Origin of the sequence: Roseburia hominis (assembly GCA_040702975.1) — a bacterium.
Classification (GTDB): Bacteria; Bacillota; Clostridia; order Lachnospirales; family Lachnospiraceae; genus Allocoprococcus; species Allocoprococcus hominis_A.
In genome coordinates this window covers 396,455-412,858 of record CP159990.1, presented here as the reverse complement: position 1 = coordinate 412,858, position 16,404 = coordinate 396,455, and the positions used below count along the sequence as shown (strand labels likewise).

9 protein-coding genes are annotated in these 16,404 nt (G+C 43.4%); 3 read left to right on the top strand and 6 right to left on the bottom strand.

Annotated features, from left to right (window positions below; genetic code table 11):
• Positions 1-15: 15 nt before the first annotated feature.
• Positions 16-2,664, bottom strand: coding sequence for a family 78 glycoside hydrolase catalytic domain (locus ABXS75_01840; protein ID XCP85570.1), 2,649 nt, complete (start codon positions 2,662-2,664; stop codon positions 16-18).
• Between the two features lie 265 nt (positions 2,665-2,929).
• On the opposite strand from ABXS75_01840, the gene ABXS75_01835 reads away from it, so the two are divergent.
• Positions 2,930-4,204 (top strand): ATP-binding protein, encoded by a 1,275-nt coding sequence (locus ABXS75_01835; protein XCP85569.1) that lies wholly within the window; start codon positions 2,930-2,932, stop codon positions 4,202-4,204.
• A gap of 447 nt (positions 4,205-4,651) precedes the next feature.
• Here ABXS75_01835 and ABXS75_01830 read toward each other — a convergent pair whose 3' ends face one another.
• Together ABXS75_01830 and ABXS75_01825 are read right to left on the bottom strand one after the other, a co-directional pair.
• Positions 4,652-5,857, bottom strand: coding sequence for an IS91 family transposase (locus tag ABXS75_01830; GenBank protein ID XCP85568.1), 1,206 nt, complete (start codon positions 5,855-5,857; stop codon positions 4,652-4,654).
• Positions 5,793-6,665, bottom strand: a complete 873-nt coding sequence (locus ABXS75_01825) for a tyrosine-type recombinase/integrase (GenBank protein ID XCP85567.1) — start codon at positions 6,663-6,665, stop codon at positions 5,793-5,795. The genes ABXS75_01830 and ABXS75_01825 overlap by 65 nt, the downstream gene beginning before the upstream one ends.
• Positions 6,666-6,980: 315 nt before the next feature.
• On the opposite strand from ABXS75_01825, the gene ABXS75_01820 reads away from it, so the two are divergent.
• Positions 6,981-7,250, top strand: a complete 270-nt coding sequence (locus tag ABXS75_01820; protein ID XCP85566.1) for a type II toxin-antitoxin system RelB/DinJ family antitoxin — start codon at positions 6,981-6,983, stop codon at positions 7,248-7,250.
• Entirely contained in the window at positions 7,243-7,482 is a 240-nt protein-coding gene (locus ABXS75_01815; GenBank protein XCP85565.1) for a Txe/YoeB family addiction module toxin, read from the top strand. Before ABXS75_01820 ends, ABXS75_01815 begins: the two co-directional genes overlap by 8 nt.
• A gap of 16 nt (positions 7,483-7,498) precedes the next feature.
• Here the strand turns inward: ABXS75_01815 and ABXS75_01810 are convergent, their stop codons facing one another.
• The 3 genes from ABXS75_01810 to ABXS75_01800 form a co-directional block, all read right to left on the bottom strand.
• Positions 7,499-8,842 (bottom strand): sialate O-acetylesterase, encoded by a 1,344-nt coding sequence (locus tag ABXS75_01810; GenBank protein XCP85564.1) that lies wholly within the window; start codon positions 8,840-8,842, stop codon positions 7,499-7,501.
• Between the two features lie 242 nt (positions 8,843-9,084).
• Positions 9,085-10,497 carry a hypothetical protein gene (locus tag ABXS75_01805; GenBank protein XCP85563.1) on the bottom strand — a complete coding sequence of 471 codons (1,413 nt, stop codon included), beginning with the start codon at positions 10,495-10,497 and terminating at the stop codon, positions 9,085-9,087.
• Between the two features lie 344 nt (positions 10,498-10,841).
• The gene (locus ABXS75_01800) at positions 10,842-15,938 is read right to left on the bottom strand and encodes a hypothetical protein (protein XCP85562.1); all 5,097 of its coding nucleotides are present in this window, start codon (positions 15,936-15,938) and stop codon (positions 10,842-10,844) included.
• Between the last annotated feature and the right edge of the window lie 466 nt (positions 15,939-16,404).

Sequence of the window (16,404 nt, the reverse complement as noted above, 5' to 3'; positions counted from 1 at the left end):
TCATGCAGAAACTCCTCATCCCCGGACGACAGGAAATGCTGCGAGCATCGGGGATACCCGTTCAATAATTTCCATAGCCTTCTCATCCTGCACCATTTCCTTAAAGAGCGTCTTCTTTGTGTACCTGCAGCGCAGATCCTCCGTAGGCTTATATTCAAATTCATAAACGCCTGCAGTCAGCTCACCGGTCGCTTCGCCGGGATAGAACGGAAAGCCCACCAGCGCCGTGCAGCCGAAAGGAACCTCTATCGTTACATGAACCCGTCCATCCTTTTTGATCTTCCATTCCACCCGATACGTTCCATAAACGGAATCATAAGAAACTTTCACATATTTCAGCTTCTGGTTAATAAGCGGCGAAATCTGCACCTTTTTAAATCCCGGCTCCAGCGCACGGATACCGGCAACGTTTTTATAAAGAAACTCCACAACAGAACCATAGGCATAATGGTTCAGGGAATTCATCATCGTGCCGCTCATCGTGCCATCATCAAGCACGGAATTCCAGCGCTCCCAAATGGTGGTCGCTCCCAGATCGATACAATGCATCCAGCCGGGATAGCCTTTCTGTAAGAGGAAGTAGAATGCCTCTTCCTCCAGATTGTTGTCCGCCATTACCTTGCACATAATAGGAGAACCGACAAAGCCTCCCTTCATCTTGTAGCAATCCTTATAAAGCCGCTCCTTCAGCCCCTTCACAACCCTGTCCTTATCTCTGTAAATACCGGAGTATAACGCCACAAGATAACCCCTCTGCGTGTCAATGCTAAGCCTTCCGCTTTCCGTAAAATACTCCCTCAGAACAGCCTCATAAATGTGCCGATAAAGTTCGTCATAATATACTGCGTCTTCCGAATAATTCAGAGTGCGTGCGGCATCTGCAACCATTTTCGTGGACATGGCATAATAGCATGAGCCGATAAAATAATCGTCCGTTCCACCCTTCATGCTCTGCTTAGTCCGTCCATCCAGACCCAGCCAGTCTCCCATCTGATTCCCGTAATCAAAGAGATAACGCTGCCCTCTGGCCTTATCTTCTTTTGTGATCTTATCCACCCAGTCTTTCATCATAGGATAATAATTTTCCAGGGCCTTCTTATCACCATAATGTTCATAAACGACGGTTGGCAAAAAGGTCGCTATATCTCCCCAGACCGCAGCAAAGGCAGCTCCGGCAGGGTCGAACACCGGAATGACGCCCGGCATAATTCCGTCCAGCTTCTCCTGTTCCACCCGCAAATCGTGAATAAATTTATTGTAAAATGCGGCCGTATCCATGTTATAACAGGCCGTTCCGGCAAAAATCTGCGCTTCTCCCGTCCAGCCCAGACGTTCATCCCGCTGGGGACAATCCGTAGGAAAATCGATGCTGTTGGACTTCTGCCCCCACATCACATTAGAAAACAACTTGTTTACGTTTTCCCGTCCGGTTTCGATATGCCCGGTAATCTCCATATCAGAATAAAGGGCCTTCGCCACAAAAGCATAAGGGTCGACTTCTCCCTCCCACCCTGTCACCCGGACATAGCGGAAACCAAAATAAGTAAACTGTGGTTTTACCAATTCCTCCTGTCCATCAGAAATATAGGTGAACTGTGCTTTTGCACGACGGTAATTTGCATTATAGAAATTACCCTTTTGAAGAATCTCGCCAAAATCCAGAACCACTTTTGTGCCCTTTTTCAGATTAGAATGAAAGGTAACATATCCGGCAAAGTTCTGCCCAAAGTCTAACACCGTTTCTCCCGCCGGCGTATGAATGACCTCTTTCACCGGCATATCCTCATGCTCTATGACCGGCAGACTATAACGCGCTGCCAGGACGGCCGGAGCAATCCCTCCGGGAATCGGTTTCCTTTTGGGATTCTCTTTTCCTTCCCAAACACAGCGATTCACAATTTCTCCATTATAGATATCGCTCTCCTCAGTATCAGACCCGAAATAAAACCAGCTTTCATCAGAAGCAACGATTTCTTCCGTACCATCGGCATAGCAAAGATGAATCTCTGCGATCATCTGGAACTCATCGCCAAAATTTTTATCCGTTCCCGCCAGTCCAAAGTAACCTTTATACCAGCCATTTCCCAGCTCGACCCGTATCCTGTTTTCTGCCTTGATCATACCCGTGATATCATAGGTCTGATACTGAACCTCTGTACGATAATCGCTATAATATGGCGTTAATATCTCCCCGCTTACTTTCTTTCCATTCAGCCTTGCAGCGTAAAGCCCCAGACCGGAAATGTATAATCTGGCCTTAATCAAATCTTCTTTCGCAGAAAATTCTTTCTCAAACACCGGGTGAAATTTGTCCTCTTTCTTCGGCTTTATCCATTTTCCAAGCCATGTCTCTTCCATCTTTGCCGTCTCAAAATACGCTGTGCTTGCGGCTCTTTCCTTATTATCGCCGGTTACCGCAACGCGGACATAATATCTGGTACGGGGCTTTAAAGGTACAGCCAGTACTTCACAGGCAGAATTCAGTTCTGCTCCTTCCCTTGAAAAAAGAACATTCTCAAAATCCTTGTCCTCAGATACGTCAATCTTTACGTTCACTGTTTTTTTAGCTGTTGTATCAGCGACCACCCACGCACAGCGGAGGTTGTCAAAAGAAAATCCAACTGGGTTTTTCATTCCGTTGATTTTAATCTTCTCTATTTTCATGGTCTTTCCCTTTCCTATGAAATAAGAAGGTATTAGAAACTTTTTCCCCTTTCTAATGCCCTATTCTTTATATATTTATTGTAAATTTCAGCGGCATTTTCAACAATAACCGATCCCGACATCGGGATTGTCTAAATCTGACATAATGTACAACTAAATCAGCGTTTACAAACACACATTTTGAGGCTATAATAAAATCATACTTTTGATTAGACAGTTATTTTATCTTAAACAACATATACTAACCCTGAGAGGAGAGATTTTCATGCCATATATTAAAAGAGCTGCTGAAGATACAATCACGCGAATTTCAAAAATGTTTCCTATTCTTTTGGTAACAGGCCCCAGACAGGTTGGAAAGACTACCCTACTGCAAAAACTGGCGGAAGAACAGAAGGCGCTTGGCATAGAACGCAAATACGTAACTTTAGACGATCCCGATGTGAGATACCTTGCGAAACATGACCCTGCCTTATTTCTGCAAAGGTACACTCCTCCGGTGCTCATCGATGAGATTCAATACGCAACAGAGCTGCTTCCTTACATCAAAATGAGTGTCGACCGCTCAAAACGCAAAGGAGAATTCTGGATCACAGGCTCTCAAGTATTTCGCCTGATGCAAAACGTCAGCGAAAGCCTTGCTGGGCGTGCTGGCATTGTAAATTTGATGGGCCTGTCCGATGCAGAGATTTACCAGGCGCCAAATGAACCATTTTCCACAGACCCCCATCGCCTCATGAATCGACTGTCCGTCACAAACGCGCGCGGACTGAACGAAATATATAGGCGCATTTTCAAAGGCTCCATGCCGGAACTTTATGCCGATGAAAATGTTGATTGGGAGACCTATTATCGTTCCTATGTAGATACGTACCTGCAGCGCGATATTCGTGATTTGGCACAAGTCTCTGATGAAATGCAGTTTTATAATTTCATGACGATTGTAGCGGCGCATACTTCCAAACCGGTTGTATATGAAGAACTGGCAAATGCTGCCGGCATATCGGCCCCAACGGCAAAAAAATGGCTGTCCATTTTAGTATCTTCCCATATCATTGCGCTTATACCGCCTTATCATAACAATGCACTGAAACGAGTTGTAAAAATGCCGCTTCTTCATTTTGTAGACACCGGCCTGGCAGCCTACCTTTTGAAATGGGGGAACCCTGAAGCATTAGAAAAAGGAGCAATGTCCGGAGCTTTCTTTGAAACCTATGTGTTCTCAGAGATCTATAAAAGTTATCTCAACGCCGGAAAAGAGCCTCCTATCTTCTATTACAGAGATAAAGACCAGAAAGAGATTGACCTGCTGATTTATCAGAACGGGATTATTTCCCCAATAGAAATTAAAAAAGCAGCTTCGCCTGGCAAAGCTGCAATTAAAAATTTCCATGTTTTGACCCCAATCAGCAAGGCTGAAACATTCGGAAATCTGGAATCATTAAAGGTCGAAATCGGAACCGGCAGTGTTGTTTGTCTGGCAAGCGATTTGTTGCCCGTTGACGAAAAAAACTGGTATGTACCGGTCTGGTTGATTTAAAAAACCTTTACTTCACCTTGGAATCAGGTATACAGCAGGATAGATTGAAATAAAAACATTGATCCCGACATCGGGATTGTCTAAATCTGACATATGTTTTTACATTCGTCAAAAAATATTCTTCTTTTTATAATACATACGCTTGCTCTGCGCATACAATAATGATATAATTCTTTAGAGAAGTATCAGATTCTGAGCAGACAAAAAGAGCAGTTCGGAATAAACAAGAACTGCTCTGAATGTGATTCTTCTCAATTGTACCAATTCGCGGACGTTTAGCCTGAAATGATATGGGGATAGTATTTTCCCTCATTTGATAAAAATTCCAGATTTCGGATAAAACTGTAAGAAATCAATGGAAAAACCGGCCGAAAAAATTTTTTTGGGCATGCTTCGCAGACCTTCCGTTGGGAGGTCTTGAAAAAACAGTATGAATGGAACTGCTGTTTAGCTTGGTTTTGCATATGTCCTTCCGAGTTGTTCCATACTCGCACAGCCACATTCCGGACAGACACGGATATCATAATTCCAGACAGCCTTTAACAGTTCTGCTATAGATAAATCTGTATATTGTCGCTTGAATTTCTGGTATCCTTGTAGTTTGAAAATCAATTTCAGATTTTTTGATTTCATACGGTTATTTAGGAAACCATAGTAACGGATTTTTTGGAATCCTGATGGAAGTACATGCATCAGAAATCTTCGGATGAATTCTGTGTTCGGAAGAGTGATTTCCCGTTTAGGGTCACCGGGTTTTATTCCACGTGCCGAAAAAGTGGTTTCTGATTGTGTGACAGAGAGAATCCTGCTGTTGGAAATAGCAATCTTATGGGTATATCGTCCCAGATATTCGATTGCATTCCCAAAACCATTGAACGTCTCTTTGATGTAAGGACACCAGTCTTTTTCATATAGATTGTTTTTCCATTCTTTCCAACAGTAAGAGTTCTGGAGTTCTTTACAGGAAGAGGAAAAGGACAGCATTCTGTTCCGATAATAATTCTCTAGATGGGCAAGATATTTTCCTTTGAATTTATCGCGAAGCACTTTAACGGGAATAAAAAAAATCCCTTTGGATTTCCGGATCTTTTGATCAGCAGTCAGACCGCCTCCGGATACGATACAATGCATGTGCACATGATAATCCAGTTCCTGGTTCCACGTGTGAAGAACCTGAATAATGCCGGGCGTTGCTCCGAGATACCTCTGATTTTGGGATAATTCCAGAAGTGTTTCGGCGGAACATCTGTGCAGAAGATTGTACAGGAGTTTCTGATTACAGTAGATCAGGGAGTTCAGTTCATGTGGGAGTGTGAACACCACATGAAAGTAAGGGGTGTCAATGACCTCTGCTCTCCGCTTATCTGCCCAGATTTCCATTCGTACAGCCTGGCAGTTGGGGCAGTTCCGATTCCGGCAGGAATTGTGGTGGACTTGCGTATGTCCACAGACTGTACATTGGCTGATGTTACAGCCGAGTTTTCCGGTTTTACAGTTAAGGATGGCATGAGAAGTCTTTTCCTGAACACCGGACTGGTGATGTAAGGCAGAAAAATTTTCATAGGAATAGTGCCAGATTTGGGAAATTTTACTGTTTGTCAACAAGAGCACCTCCAAACTGGTCAAAAGGACTAAGTGCCGCCTGTACCCCATTACTGGCAAGATGGACATAAATAGTGGTGGATAACAGTGATTTATGTCCAAGGAGCTCTTTGATTGTGAGCAGGTCAGTGCCATTTTCATAAAGATGGGTGCCAAAAGCATGGCGAAACGAGTGGCAGGTGAGTTTCTCATTCCAACGAAAAGTTTTGCGGTATTGCACAAATTTATTAGAGAAACTAGTAGAGCTATAGGGTGCATTTTCCTTTCGGTTCGCAGGGAAAAGCCAGTTTTTGGGTTTTCCACATTGGAACCAATAAGCAGTAAGTAAATCCAGGGCATACTTTGAAAGGATAGCGTACCTGGAAGAACGGTTCTTTGCATGCCGGATAAAGATCCTCATCTGTTTGCGGTCGATATCCTCATAACGGAGGGAACAGACTTCACCGAGACGAAGCCCGGAAGAATACATGAGAACAAGCATGGTTTTTTCTTTTATATCAGGGATGTCGGAAAAATAACCAGAGATTTCTTCTCTTGTAGGGACAAACGGGATATAAGTGTCGAACTTACGTAGGGGGAGGTGGGTAGCATCCCAGGGCTTATGAAGAACATACATGGTAAAAAAACGGAGCTGGGAAATCGCACAGTTAATGGTGCGGTCAGACAGGTTTCTGCTATATGAAAGCCATCTGACAAAATCACGCAGTTCTGACCATGTCACTTCTTCAGGCTGTTTATGAAGAAAGCATTCAAGATAGTCCAGGTAAGCGCGAATGTAGGTACAGTAAGCAGATAAGGTATGGTCAGTAAGACCGCGAAGGGAAATCATTTCCCGAAAAGTATTGAAATATTTGTCCATGATAAAAAACTCCTTTGTGATGAAATGAAAAGTAATGTATTCCTCACGCAAGAAGGCGGTGGACGAATAAAAAAATAAGATAAGTAGTTGTTGAGTTTAAAAATCCATGATAAACTAAGCATAGCAGTTTTCTTGTATTGTTTTAGGTTGTCTTGTGGTGATTCAACAATAAAACAAATATAAAAAAACTGCTACTTTTATTTTGAGAAAAATGAAATTTTCAAGAAAAAGTAGTGGAATCACGTACTTAGGGCTAGCCGTCGCGTTAGCGACTTGGTACAATGAATACATATCGAACACGAAAGGAGATTTTATATGGCACTGGCTACTTTAACCGCAAGAGTGGACGAAAAAGACAAGGCTAGCTTTGATACATTCTGCTCCAATGTCGGCCTGAATACTTCTACCGCAATTAATCTCTTTGTGAAAGCAGTTTTACGCGAGAACCGTATCCCATTTGAAATTACACAGGCTCCTGATCCATTTTTCTCCGAAACCAACATGGCTTATGTCAGAAAATCCGTACAGGAATTGAAAGCAGGGAAGGGCACCGCGCATGAGCTGATCGAGGTGGCGGATGAGTGAAAAAATATGGTCTGATGATGCCTGGGAAGATTACCTCTACTGGCAGACACAGGATAAAAAAACATTAAAACGCATCAACCAGCTCATTAAAGATATTGAACGCAATGGCTGTATGGAGGGTATCGGAAAACCCGAACCACTCACAGGAGACCTGCAGGGCGAATACAGTCGTCGTATCAATGAAAAAGGGAAACTGTGGCATATCCGTACAAAAATAAAGGAGCAAGGATAAATATAAGCTGACATTTCTAACAAGTTCTTTTAAATGGAATCGCAGGAATACCTGCCTGATTATAGAGGTTCACACGATACCAGCCATCACACGCAAATTGAACTGTCAGCCTATCATACCTGTCACTGGGCAGATTTAAAATGATAGTCTCTCCTGCTATCATCTCTGTGTAAGCTATCTCATCTTCCCCCGAGGTTACTGAAAACGCCTCTACTTTGTCCCCCTCTACAAACAATCCGCCCTCCGCATTCTCAAATATTAATGTTAATTTTCTCCCTTCTCTTTTTATTCCCGCAAGCCTTGGCGCATCTGCAAGAATATCGCAGCCGAACCAGGAATAAAATCCGGGAAGCTGTACAATGAAAAATGGCAATGCCGGATTCTCCCATGCATCCCGCCAGTCTCTTTTTATCGTATCCAAAGCTTTCTTATAATTCTTCTGCGTCCCGTCTATCTCGTCGTCACTTTCCCCCTGATACCACAAGATAGCGCGAACTGTATATGGAGCAAGTCTCTGCACCATATGACGATACAACATACCCGGCGCATCCTGCGGCTTTGCCGCTTCCATCACCGATCCCATCTTTTGATCACTACGGAGAAAGTCCATGATTTCATCCATCGAGGGCGTTTGGGGCAAAATAAATTCATTAAATGGATTCCATGTACTGTTTCCCGTGTCATTCATTGGATTATTTCCGCACGTTCTGCAAAATTCCCCATAGTTTCGGCCATTTAACTTTATCTCAAAATCCTCTGTCTGTTCTTTCTGAATCTCACGTGCATGATCTTCCCTCATCCAGGCCAAGGATTTCGTCCCGCCCCAATTACACCCGATAATGCCAATCGGAACAGACAGATCTTTTTCCAGCTTCTTTGCAAAATAGAAACCTACCGCAGAAAAATATGCCAGATTTTCTTTTGACGCCTTTCTCCAAATCCCCACTTTATGATAATCAAAATCTTTTTCCTGACCGTCATATGCCAGCTTGGGCATGTCATAAAACCGAATATTTTGGTTTTCATAAGATGGCAGGATTTCCTGATAGTGTTTCTCATACTTCAGCCAGAACTCCATATTGGATTGTCCTGCTGCCACAAAAACCTCACCGACCGCTATATCTTTGAGTTCCATTTGATCGGTTTCACAAACTATGACCATCGTTTCCCGTGATGACTCTGCAAGAGGCGGAAGCTCCAAACTCCATCTGCCGTCAGCTTCCACTAATGTTTCTGCACATTCTCCCTGTATGCTTACTTTGATTTTTTCATCAGGTTTTCCATATCCCCATACCCTTACCGGCATTTCCCGCTGTAAAACCATTCCTGATTGAAATATTTTCGCAACCTTCACCGCCATATTTATAATCTCCTTTCCTTATATTCAGTATAAAATTATTGTTCATTCTTATCTATACCCCGCCCGGACATTTATACTATCCAAATCTGACATTTTATTAAACTCCGCTTTCCTCCATTTCCAATTTCATGTATAATAATTTATAAATCATACGAAACAGAATGGAAGTGGACAATATGTTGCCGGAAAATCATTTTTCAGTACCCTTAAATGCAGATGAACTGTTTTTCAAAGCTTTATATTTATCTCATCCCGACGCACACCTGGACCTTCTCATCACAACGTATCAAAGCGTCAATATAATGATGATACATATATGGCGTTACCATGCTGATGCGCGGACCCGCTTCTATCACATGATGAATGAATCTGCGACTGCTTTCCTTGTCAAATACCCGTGCAAGGATCATCCAGATTTGCGTAACCCATGATACCTGCCGCTCTTCTCCGCTGACGAACAATCCCTGTTCTTCATCCCAGAATTCCTGTATAGCGGCCTTTTTCAGCAGCTGTTCTTTCTCTTCCAGCCAGATGATATCATCCTGCCTGTCCATGAGTCTTGCAAGACGGATACTATAACGAATGCAGTAAATCAATACTGCCGTCGCTCCTGCCTGCTTGTTTAAACCGTCTCCCCAATCCAGAAAACAGGCAAACTCATCTCCGGCATCCGGCAAAACATTCTTCTCGCTTAACTGCCCGGCGACAATACGTATCTGATCCACGGCAATCTCGTATAAATCCTCCAAAGTCTCCCTATCTTTTGTTGCCTCAAAATAATCTAAAAGAATACAGCCAAAGAACAACGCATAGTCCATCAAATAGGTATCATCCGGCTCCATCGTCGGTTTTGTAAAAACACATGCACTTACTTTTCCTTCATTAAATAATAGCCCTGCAAAAATATAAAGACACCGCTTAACAAGGCTATAATCCTTAAATGTATAGTAATTGGCCCTGGCCTGCAGTCTCAGATCCCCCAGCCACATGCGGCGATCCCTTTTCGGACCATCTTCAAATACATCCTGCATACATTCTTTCAATGTTTTTCTTCCTACATAGTCAATTTGATTTAAAAGAGGATCTCCAAAATCAATGTCCCGTGCATCACTCATTTCTACCGCGGACACAGTATCACAGCTTATCTCGTCTATACAAATTTTATATTTTGCCGATGTATCAATGACCTTCAATTCCATATATCGAAAAGCATATCTGCGCGGAAGCCTTACAACTGCCGGAAGCTCATCGATATGGATATATTCCTCCTGAATCCATCCCTTGCTCAGCCAGCCGTCATAATCTTCCATATTATCTGTCATTTCTTCCAGCGTCTCGCCAAACTTCAGGTAAATATATGCCGGTGCATCCTGATGGCTGCCAGACGAACTCAGTTTCAGCGTTACATATCCAACTACATGATCGCCAAAATCTGCAAAAATTTTATCATCTCTTCTCAAATGCTTTCCATATAATGTACTGATCGGTGCTTTTTGTGTTACAACGGTCCGCGTCTGGCTGTCCTTATTTAATTTGATTTCATAATCGGCATACACCGTTTTATGGTGTAATTCCGGTTTAAGCGATTCTGCTATCTGAAGGAATCTATTATTTTTATGAACTTCAAAATGCTCCATGATACTGTATGATGCCATAAAATCCGACCTCCTGGTTTCTTTTCAGCAGTATATTGCAAACGGAATCTTGAAATTTCTTTCTGCCATAAGTAATATCTGCTGTTATGTTTACTATAAAACCTACGGCTGATATGAACAATAACCCTGTGCGACATTGATACTATCCAAATCTGACATTGTGCAATTTTGCCTGCCGGTATTTTTTGCCCATTTTTAACCAGATTATCCCAGAATAAGCCAAACCGCAACAATGATAAGCTATAACATAAAGCATTTCATCATCAAGACAGCGGCACGATCTTCAGATCGCACCGCTGCTTTTGCTATGTCACTACCGTTTTATAATATCCGGTCTTTACATATTAGCGAATTCTTTTTCTCTTTTTTATCAGTATAACAATGACTGTACCCAATGACAACAGCATTCCTATTGTTGCCAAAGCAATCGTCAGCGCTGCCGTATCGCCTGTCTTCACAGTTCCGCTATGACTGCTGCTATTGCTACTATTTCCATTATTGGTATTATTGTTATTGTTGTTACCTGTGTTTTGAGAAGGACCTGGTTTTCCGCCTTTAGCCGGAATAGTCGTCTCATCCTTGACCGCATCGCAATGCTTACAGTGAATAGACTTCTTTCCTTCTTCTGTCGCAGTCGGTTCTTTATCAATCGTGTAATCATCTTCCCACTCATGACCCTTTGCTTCGATCACAGTATCAACAAAATTGATTTCTTCCGTACAGTCTTTATCTGCGAAATACTTTCCACAGTCCTTGCAATACCAGTATTCGATATTTCCATCTTCTGTACAATTAGCTTCTTTCGCTTCGACTTTAACAGCCTTATGCTCATGAACTTCGATAAATACAAGATCCTTCTTGGCCTGAGACAGCTTCTCGTACATTTCCTCTATACGGGCCTGATCTTCTGCTGTCAGATTTTTGTCTGCTGCCAGCTTTTCTGCCTCGTCAAGTACTGCGGTAAATGTATCTACGCTTTCCTCTGTATACTTGCTCAGATCAAGTTCCTTACACTCCTCAATGAGAGCTTCCAGAGCAGAAAGATCCGCTTTCTTTTTCATTCCGTCAATAGCAGCCTTCAGGTCTTCCTCTGCCTTTACAACAGTATCCCTATCAACATCTTTGTTCGCCAGGACAGCTTCTGCCTCTTCCAAAGCTTCCTCCAAAGCTGCTAAGCTTTCTTCCGTACATACATCCGTATCCAGATTTTCAGCATTTTCTACTAATTCTTCCAGATTTCTCTTGCTGTAATTTGCAATCACTGCTCTGAACCATGCTGTTCCAATTCCTTTTGTCTCATCTGTATAAGTAATATTTCCGTCATTATTGGAAACTTTTACGGAGTAAATACTCGGATCCGTATTTTCTACATGTGACCATATGTAAACAGAATCATTATCCGGCGTTTCCTGTGCAAGCAATACTGCATAGGCCTCTCCCTCTGTTAAAACAGGTGCCTCTGCAAATACTGCACTTACGATTCCGTCTGCCTCTTCTACCGGTATCGTTACCGAAGCCAGTTCCTGATCGAGATTCATATGATCATCCTGAAGAGAGTAAACCTTCACGATCAGATTGCTGACGTTCTGTCCTTCTTTTCCTACCTTTACCTGAATCTTTTCAAGCTGGCCTGTATGGTTTGCGAAGAATGTCTGATATCTCATATACTGATCATTCTGCTGCCCCACACGGTACGACTTGCCTTCTTTTCCGCCTGATGTATCTACCACGTTATAGTCCACATAAACAGGTACAAGATTCTGTACAGCCTCCTCAATCTTTTCTGCTGAAGCATTGACTGTATCTGCTGTTCTTGTCTCATCCTCAAGCAGAGCTTTTCCTTCTTCTGCTGCCTGCGCCATCGCATCATAGCTTGACTTTGTATAATCAGATGCATCTTTTTCGTCTGCATCCGCAATGGCAGCTTTCAGTCTCTTGTCTGCTTTTTCTAACTCTGCTGCTGCATCAGGATCATATTCAGATTTCAGAGTGACGGTAACAGATTTTGTTCCTGCCGGAACAGTCACGATTCCCGCCTCCTGATCGAACTCAAGATCGCCGCTTACAGAAGCGATATTATTCTTAAAGCTGATCAGTTCCACACTGTATGGAAGTTTAGTTGTATCTCCTGTAAATTCGATCGTCACTTTACTTCCATCTGATGATGTGCTGATGGAATATCCTACCTTCTTGCCCTGTTCAACTACATGATTTGAAACAGAGAATGTCTGGTCTGCCGTGATCCACTCCTTGGGAACGCCACGTCCGATAATGATCTTATCGTTTACTTTCTCCGCAATAAGAGAATCAATCAGCACTTTTGATGCTGTGGACTGTCCCCACATATGCTGGCAGGAACCGCCGCCACCTCTTGCATGATCGATATCCCACGGTGAGCTGTCACTTGGGTAATCAACGCCTTCCCACCATCCGAACGGGCCGCTCATTGCATTCTGAATCATAAACTGATATGCTTTGATACCTGAATCGCGATACTGCTCGCCTCTAAGTGCCGTACTTCCGTATCCCGCATTATAAGCACTACTGTAATATCCGTGCGGATAGCCGCCAAAGTTATAAATCGTATCGCTTACTGCCTCACGACGCTCAAATCCGTGTGTATATGTATCGTCAATGAGGTCGATCATCTCACTGCCTTCCTGCTCGGCTCCGAAGAGATATCCATCCCATCCCCAACGTCCGAACAGGAACATGGACGCCCAGTTTCCGTCGCGCACATCGCCACGCGCACTGTTTTCTGTTGTCAAATTCATGTTGATGGAAAGATACGGATAATTATTTTTTTCACGCATCTCTCTCTGCGTATCCTCAACTACTTTAAGAAGAGAATCATATTCTGCCTGCGCCCACTCAGACTCTGTCTGATATTTGGAGTCGCCGTATTTCTCATACATTTCATCGCACAGATACTGATATGTGCTAAGTCCGGCCAGAGCAGCCCAGTTGTCGATAAGCCAATATCCATGGGAATCGATGGCGTCCGTCTGCTTGATGATACCTTCTCCTCCGTCAATTCTGTCTGTCTCTACATTGTGTGTATGTGTTTTAATCGTATCAAATTTTTCACTGATAAAATCATAATCGCCGGTTTTGCTCAGATAAACTGCGTACGGCCAGCTATATTTCCATTTTGCATCATCATACTGAAGCTGTGCCGGAAGTGTTGCAAGATACTCTTTCGCATATGTGAAATCTCCTTCTGTAAGAAGTGATGCCACGATACCGATCGTATCATGATCGAACATGATATCATATCCGTTCTCACCGACATGAAGTTCTTTCTTGCCGTCCACATCGTCACGAATGATCAGTGTGTAAATAAATCCGGCCTTATAAGCGTTTACAAGCTGTTCATCCGGAAGATCAAGAACAGTCAGCGGTGCCAGGCGATCGTTCCAGTACTTCTTCATGGAATCGTAGTTCTCGTCAAATCCGCCCTGCCCGGCAATCTTTGCACTTTCCGGATACTCATAGGTTCCGCCGAAACGATCGGCTCCGATTGCGTAATCTCTTACGACAGTCTCACCTACCGCTACTTTGTTTGCATTTTCAGCCGCATCATTGAGCGGAACGAGATCAGCGGATACCCTTGGGAGGCTTCTATCCTCTTCTGAATTATTCGTTACCGTCATTCTTGAATATGCGATTTCATAATCATTTCCATCAATGGTATGCTTGTTTGCAAAGTTCTCGATCTTGTAATCCATTCCATCTTTGGAATATTCACTTACGAAGCACGGAAGATATCCTTCTGCATTGTACCATTTCACCTTGCCCGGAATATCCTTTACGCCGAAAGTAACCATTCTGTTTCCATTATCTCTCAGCTTATAGCTTCCGTCAATGTAAGCGATCGGTGCATGCTTGTCCCCTTCCCAACCGAAAGAAGATGTCAGACCTCCGTTCGTATCATACAGATAAGATCCTTTCGTCTCTGCTTTCAGACAGCTTTCATATGCCTGTGTCAAAAACAAAAGCGCTGTATAATACTCTGCATTTGTACCGCCGCCTGCAAGAAGACTTTCTGCATTTGCGATCTCAGCCTCAAGCTGATTTACATAAAACTCTTCATAATCTGCAAGGTTGAGTCTGTTTGCCTCATTTACCTTTTCCTGAAGAAGCGCTTTGTAATTGCTCAGGGTCTGTTCTGATGACAGGGCTGCAGCCTGAAGATTGAAGTTACCCCATTCGTTACTCTTCTTCTTGATCTGACCTGTAACAGTCATTCCTTTATTTGCCGCAAGAGAAACGGTATACACTTTATTCACAGCATTTCCACCTGCTGTCAACTCGTTATTCTCATATACCGGAACATCTTCTCCATCCAGTTTAATGGAAATTGCAGCGTCTGCATTCCAAACACCGGATACAAATACAAGCTCTCTGTCCTGATCTGACGGCGCTACCTTTAATTCATATCCGGCCGGTTCTGTGATTTCCTGGCCAATAGACTCCACACTGCCGTTCTTGTATGTGAACACGGCTCCTGTCGTATTATTTTCCGCAGATTCCACCGGAGTTCCGTCTGTCCAGGTATATGCTACCTTCGCATCATTCATCGTTGATATCTCATCATCACTTAATTTATCGTAAGTAATCTGAGGCTCAACGTCCTTTTTACGGGTGGTTGTCTGGCCATCACCTTCGAAATGGATCCAGTCCAGATCTCCCCGCTCCGTCAGGTTCAGCTTTGGCAGTGCAGTGACATCCTGAACGGTTACCGCGATCGGTGAAGGCTCCGCTGTCTTCAGCGCAATTCCGCCAAGTGAAAGATTTCCGTCGTTATGTGCTTTTTCTTTGATTTTCGTCGTAACGGTAACTTCATTTCCCGGGCGGACGGTTACCGTATACTTATTCATTTGTGCAGATCCGCCTGCTTTTAACTCCGTCGTATATACCGGAGTTTCCTCGTTATTGACTGCAATACCGATCTCTGCTGATGCATTCCAGATACCGGAAACGAATGTCAATGTACGGGTTTCATCTGCCTCCGGAATCGTGATCCGGTATCCCGCGTCTTTGTCCACAGTACCGGTTCCGATTCCCCGATAGTTAAATACACCTGCATAAGTGTATCCTGTCTTTTCCGCCTCAGAATCACCGTCGGTCCAGGTGTATCCCATAGCCGAATCATTTGCCGTTGTCAGAGCGCTGTCCGGGTCCAGGTTCTCCCATTCGATCAGGTGGGTATCTCCGCTTTTGCGGGTGACCTTATCTTGTCCCGCAATATGAACCCAGTCGAGGGCGCCCTCTTCTGTCAGGTTCAATGTCGTTCCCGAATTCACCTTTTCGATCACCGCTACAAGCGGGTTCAGACCCGAGTCGTTTTGTGCAGGTGCAGCCGCTGTAGGCATTACCGCACTCAGGCTCATTGCCGCACTTAGCAGCAGGCTCAGAACCGCTTTTCCACGTTCCCTCATGTCTAAAATCCTCCTTTTTGTTCCTTCCTCAGAAGTTTTATATATTGTTGCAATGGACAATTCCCCTGCACTTTGCAGGAAAAGATCCGGCAGCGCCTCCCTTGCGCCTTCTCCCATCCCAACAATAGTTGCACGGGTTGTCCGAATTGCCGCTGCTTCCGCGGCTGAAACTTCAAATTTTTCAGCCCCTCCTTTAAAAAATGATAAAAAAACCCACTTCTGTTGATTATATTACAATTATAAAATGTCTTTATTTTAAAGAACATCGACCCTTTTGACTCTTTTTTTTCTAAATAATACTTTTTTATTTATTGGTTTAAAGTCGATTATGATTATTTTTACTTTCTTTGTAAAAATTTTACATTTTACAGATTTTCCAAACTAAAATAAGGCCCATTGGACCTTATTTCAGGTATGCATAGCAACATCAAAACGAGGTGTCGCAAATCCACGACACCTCGTTTTC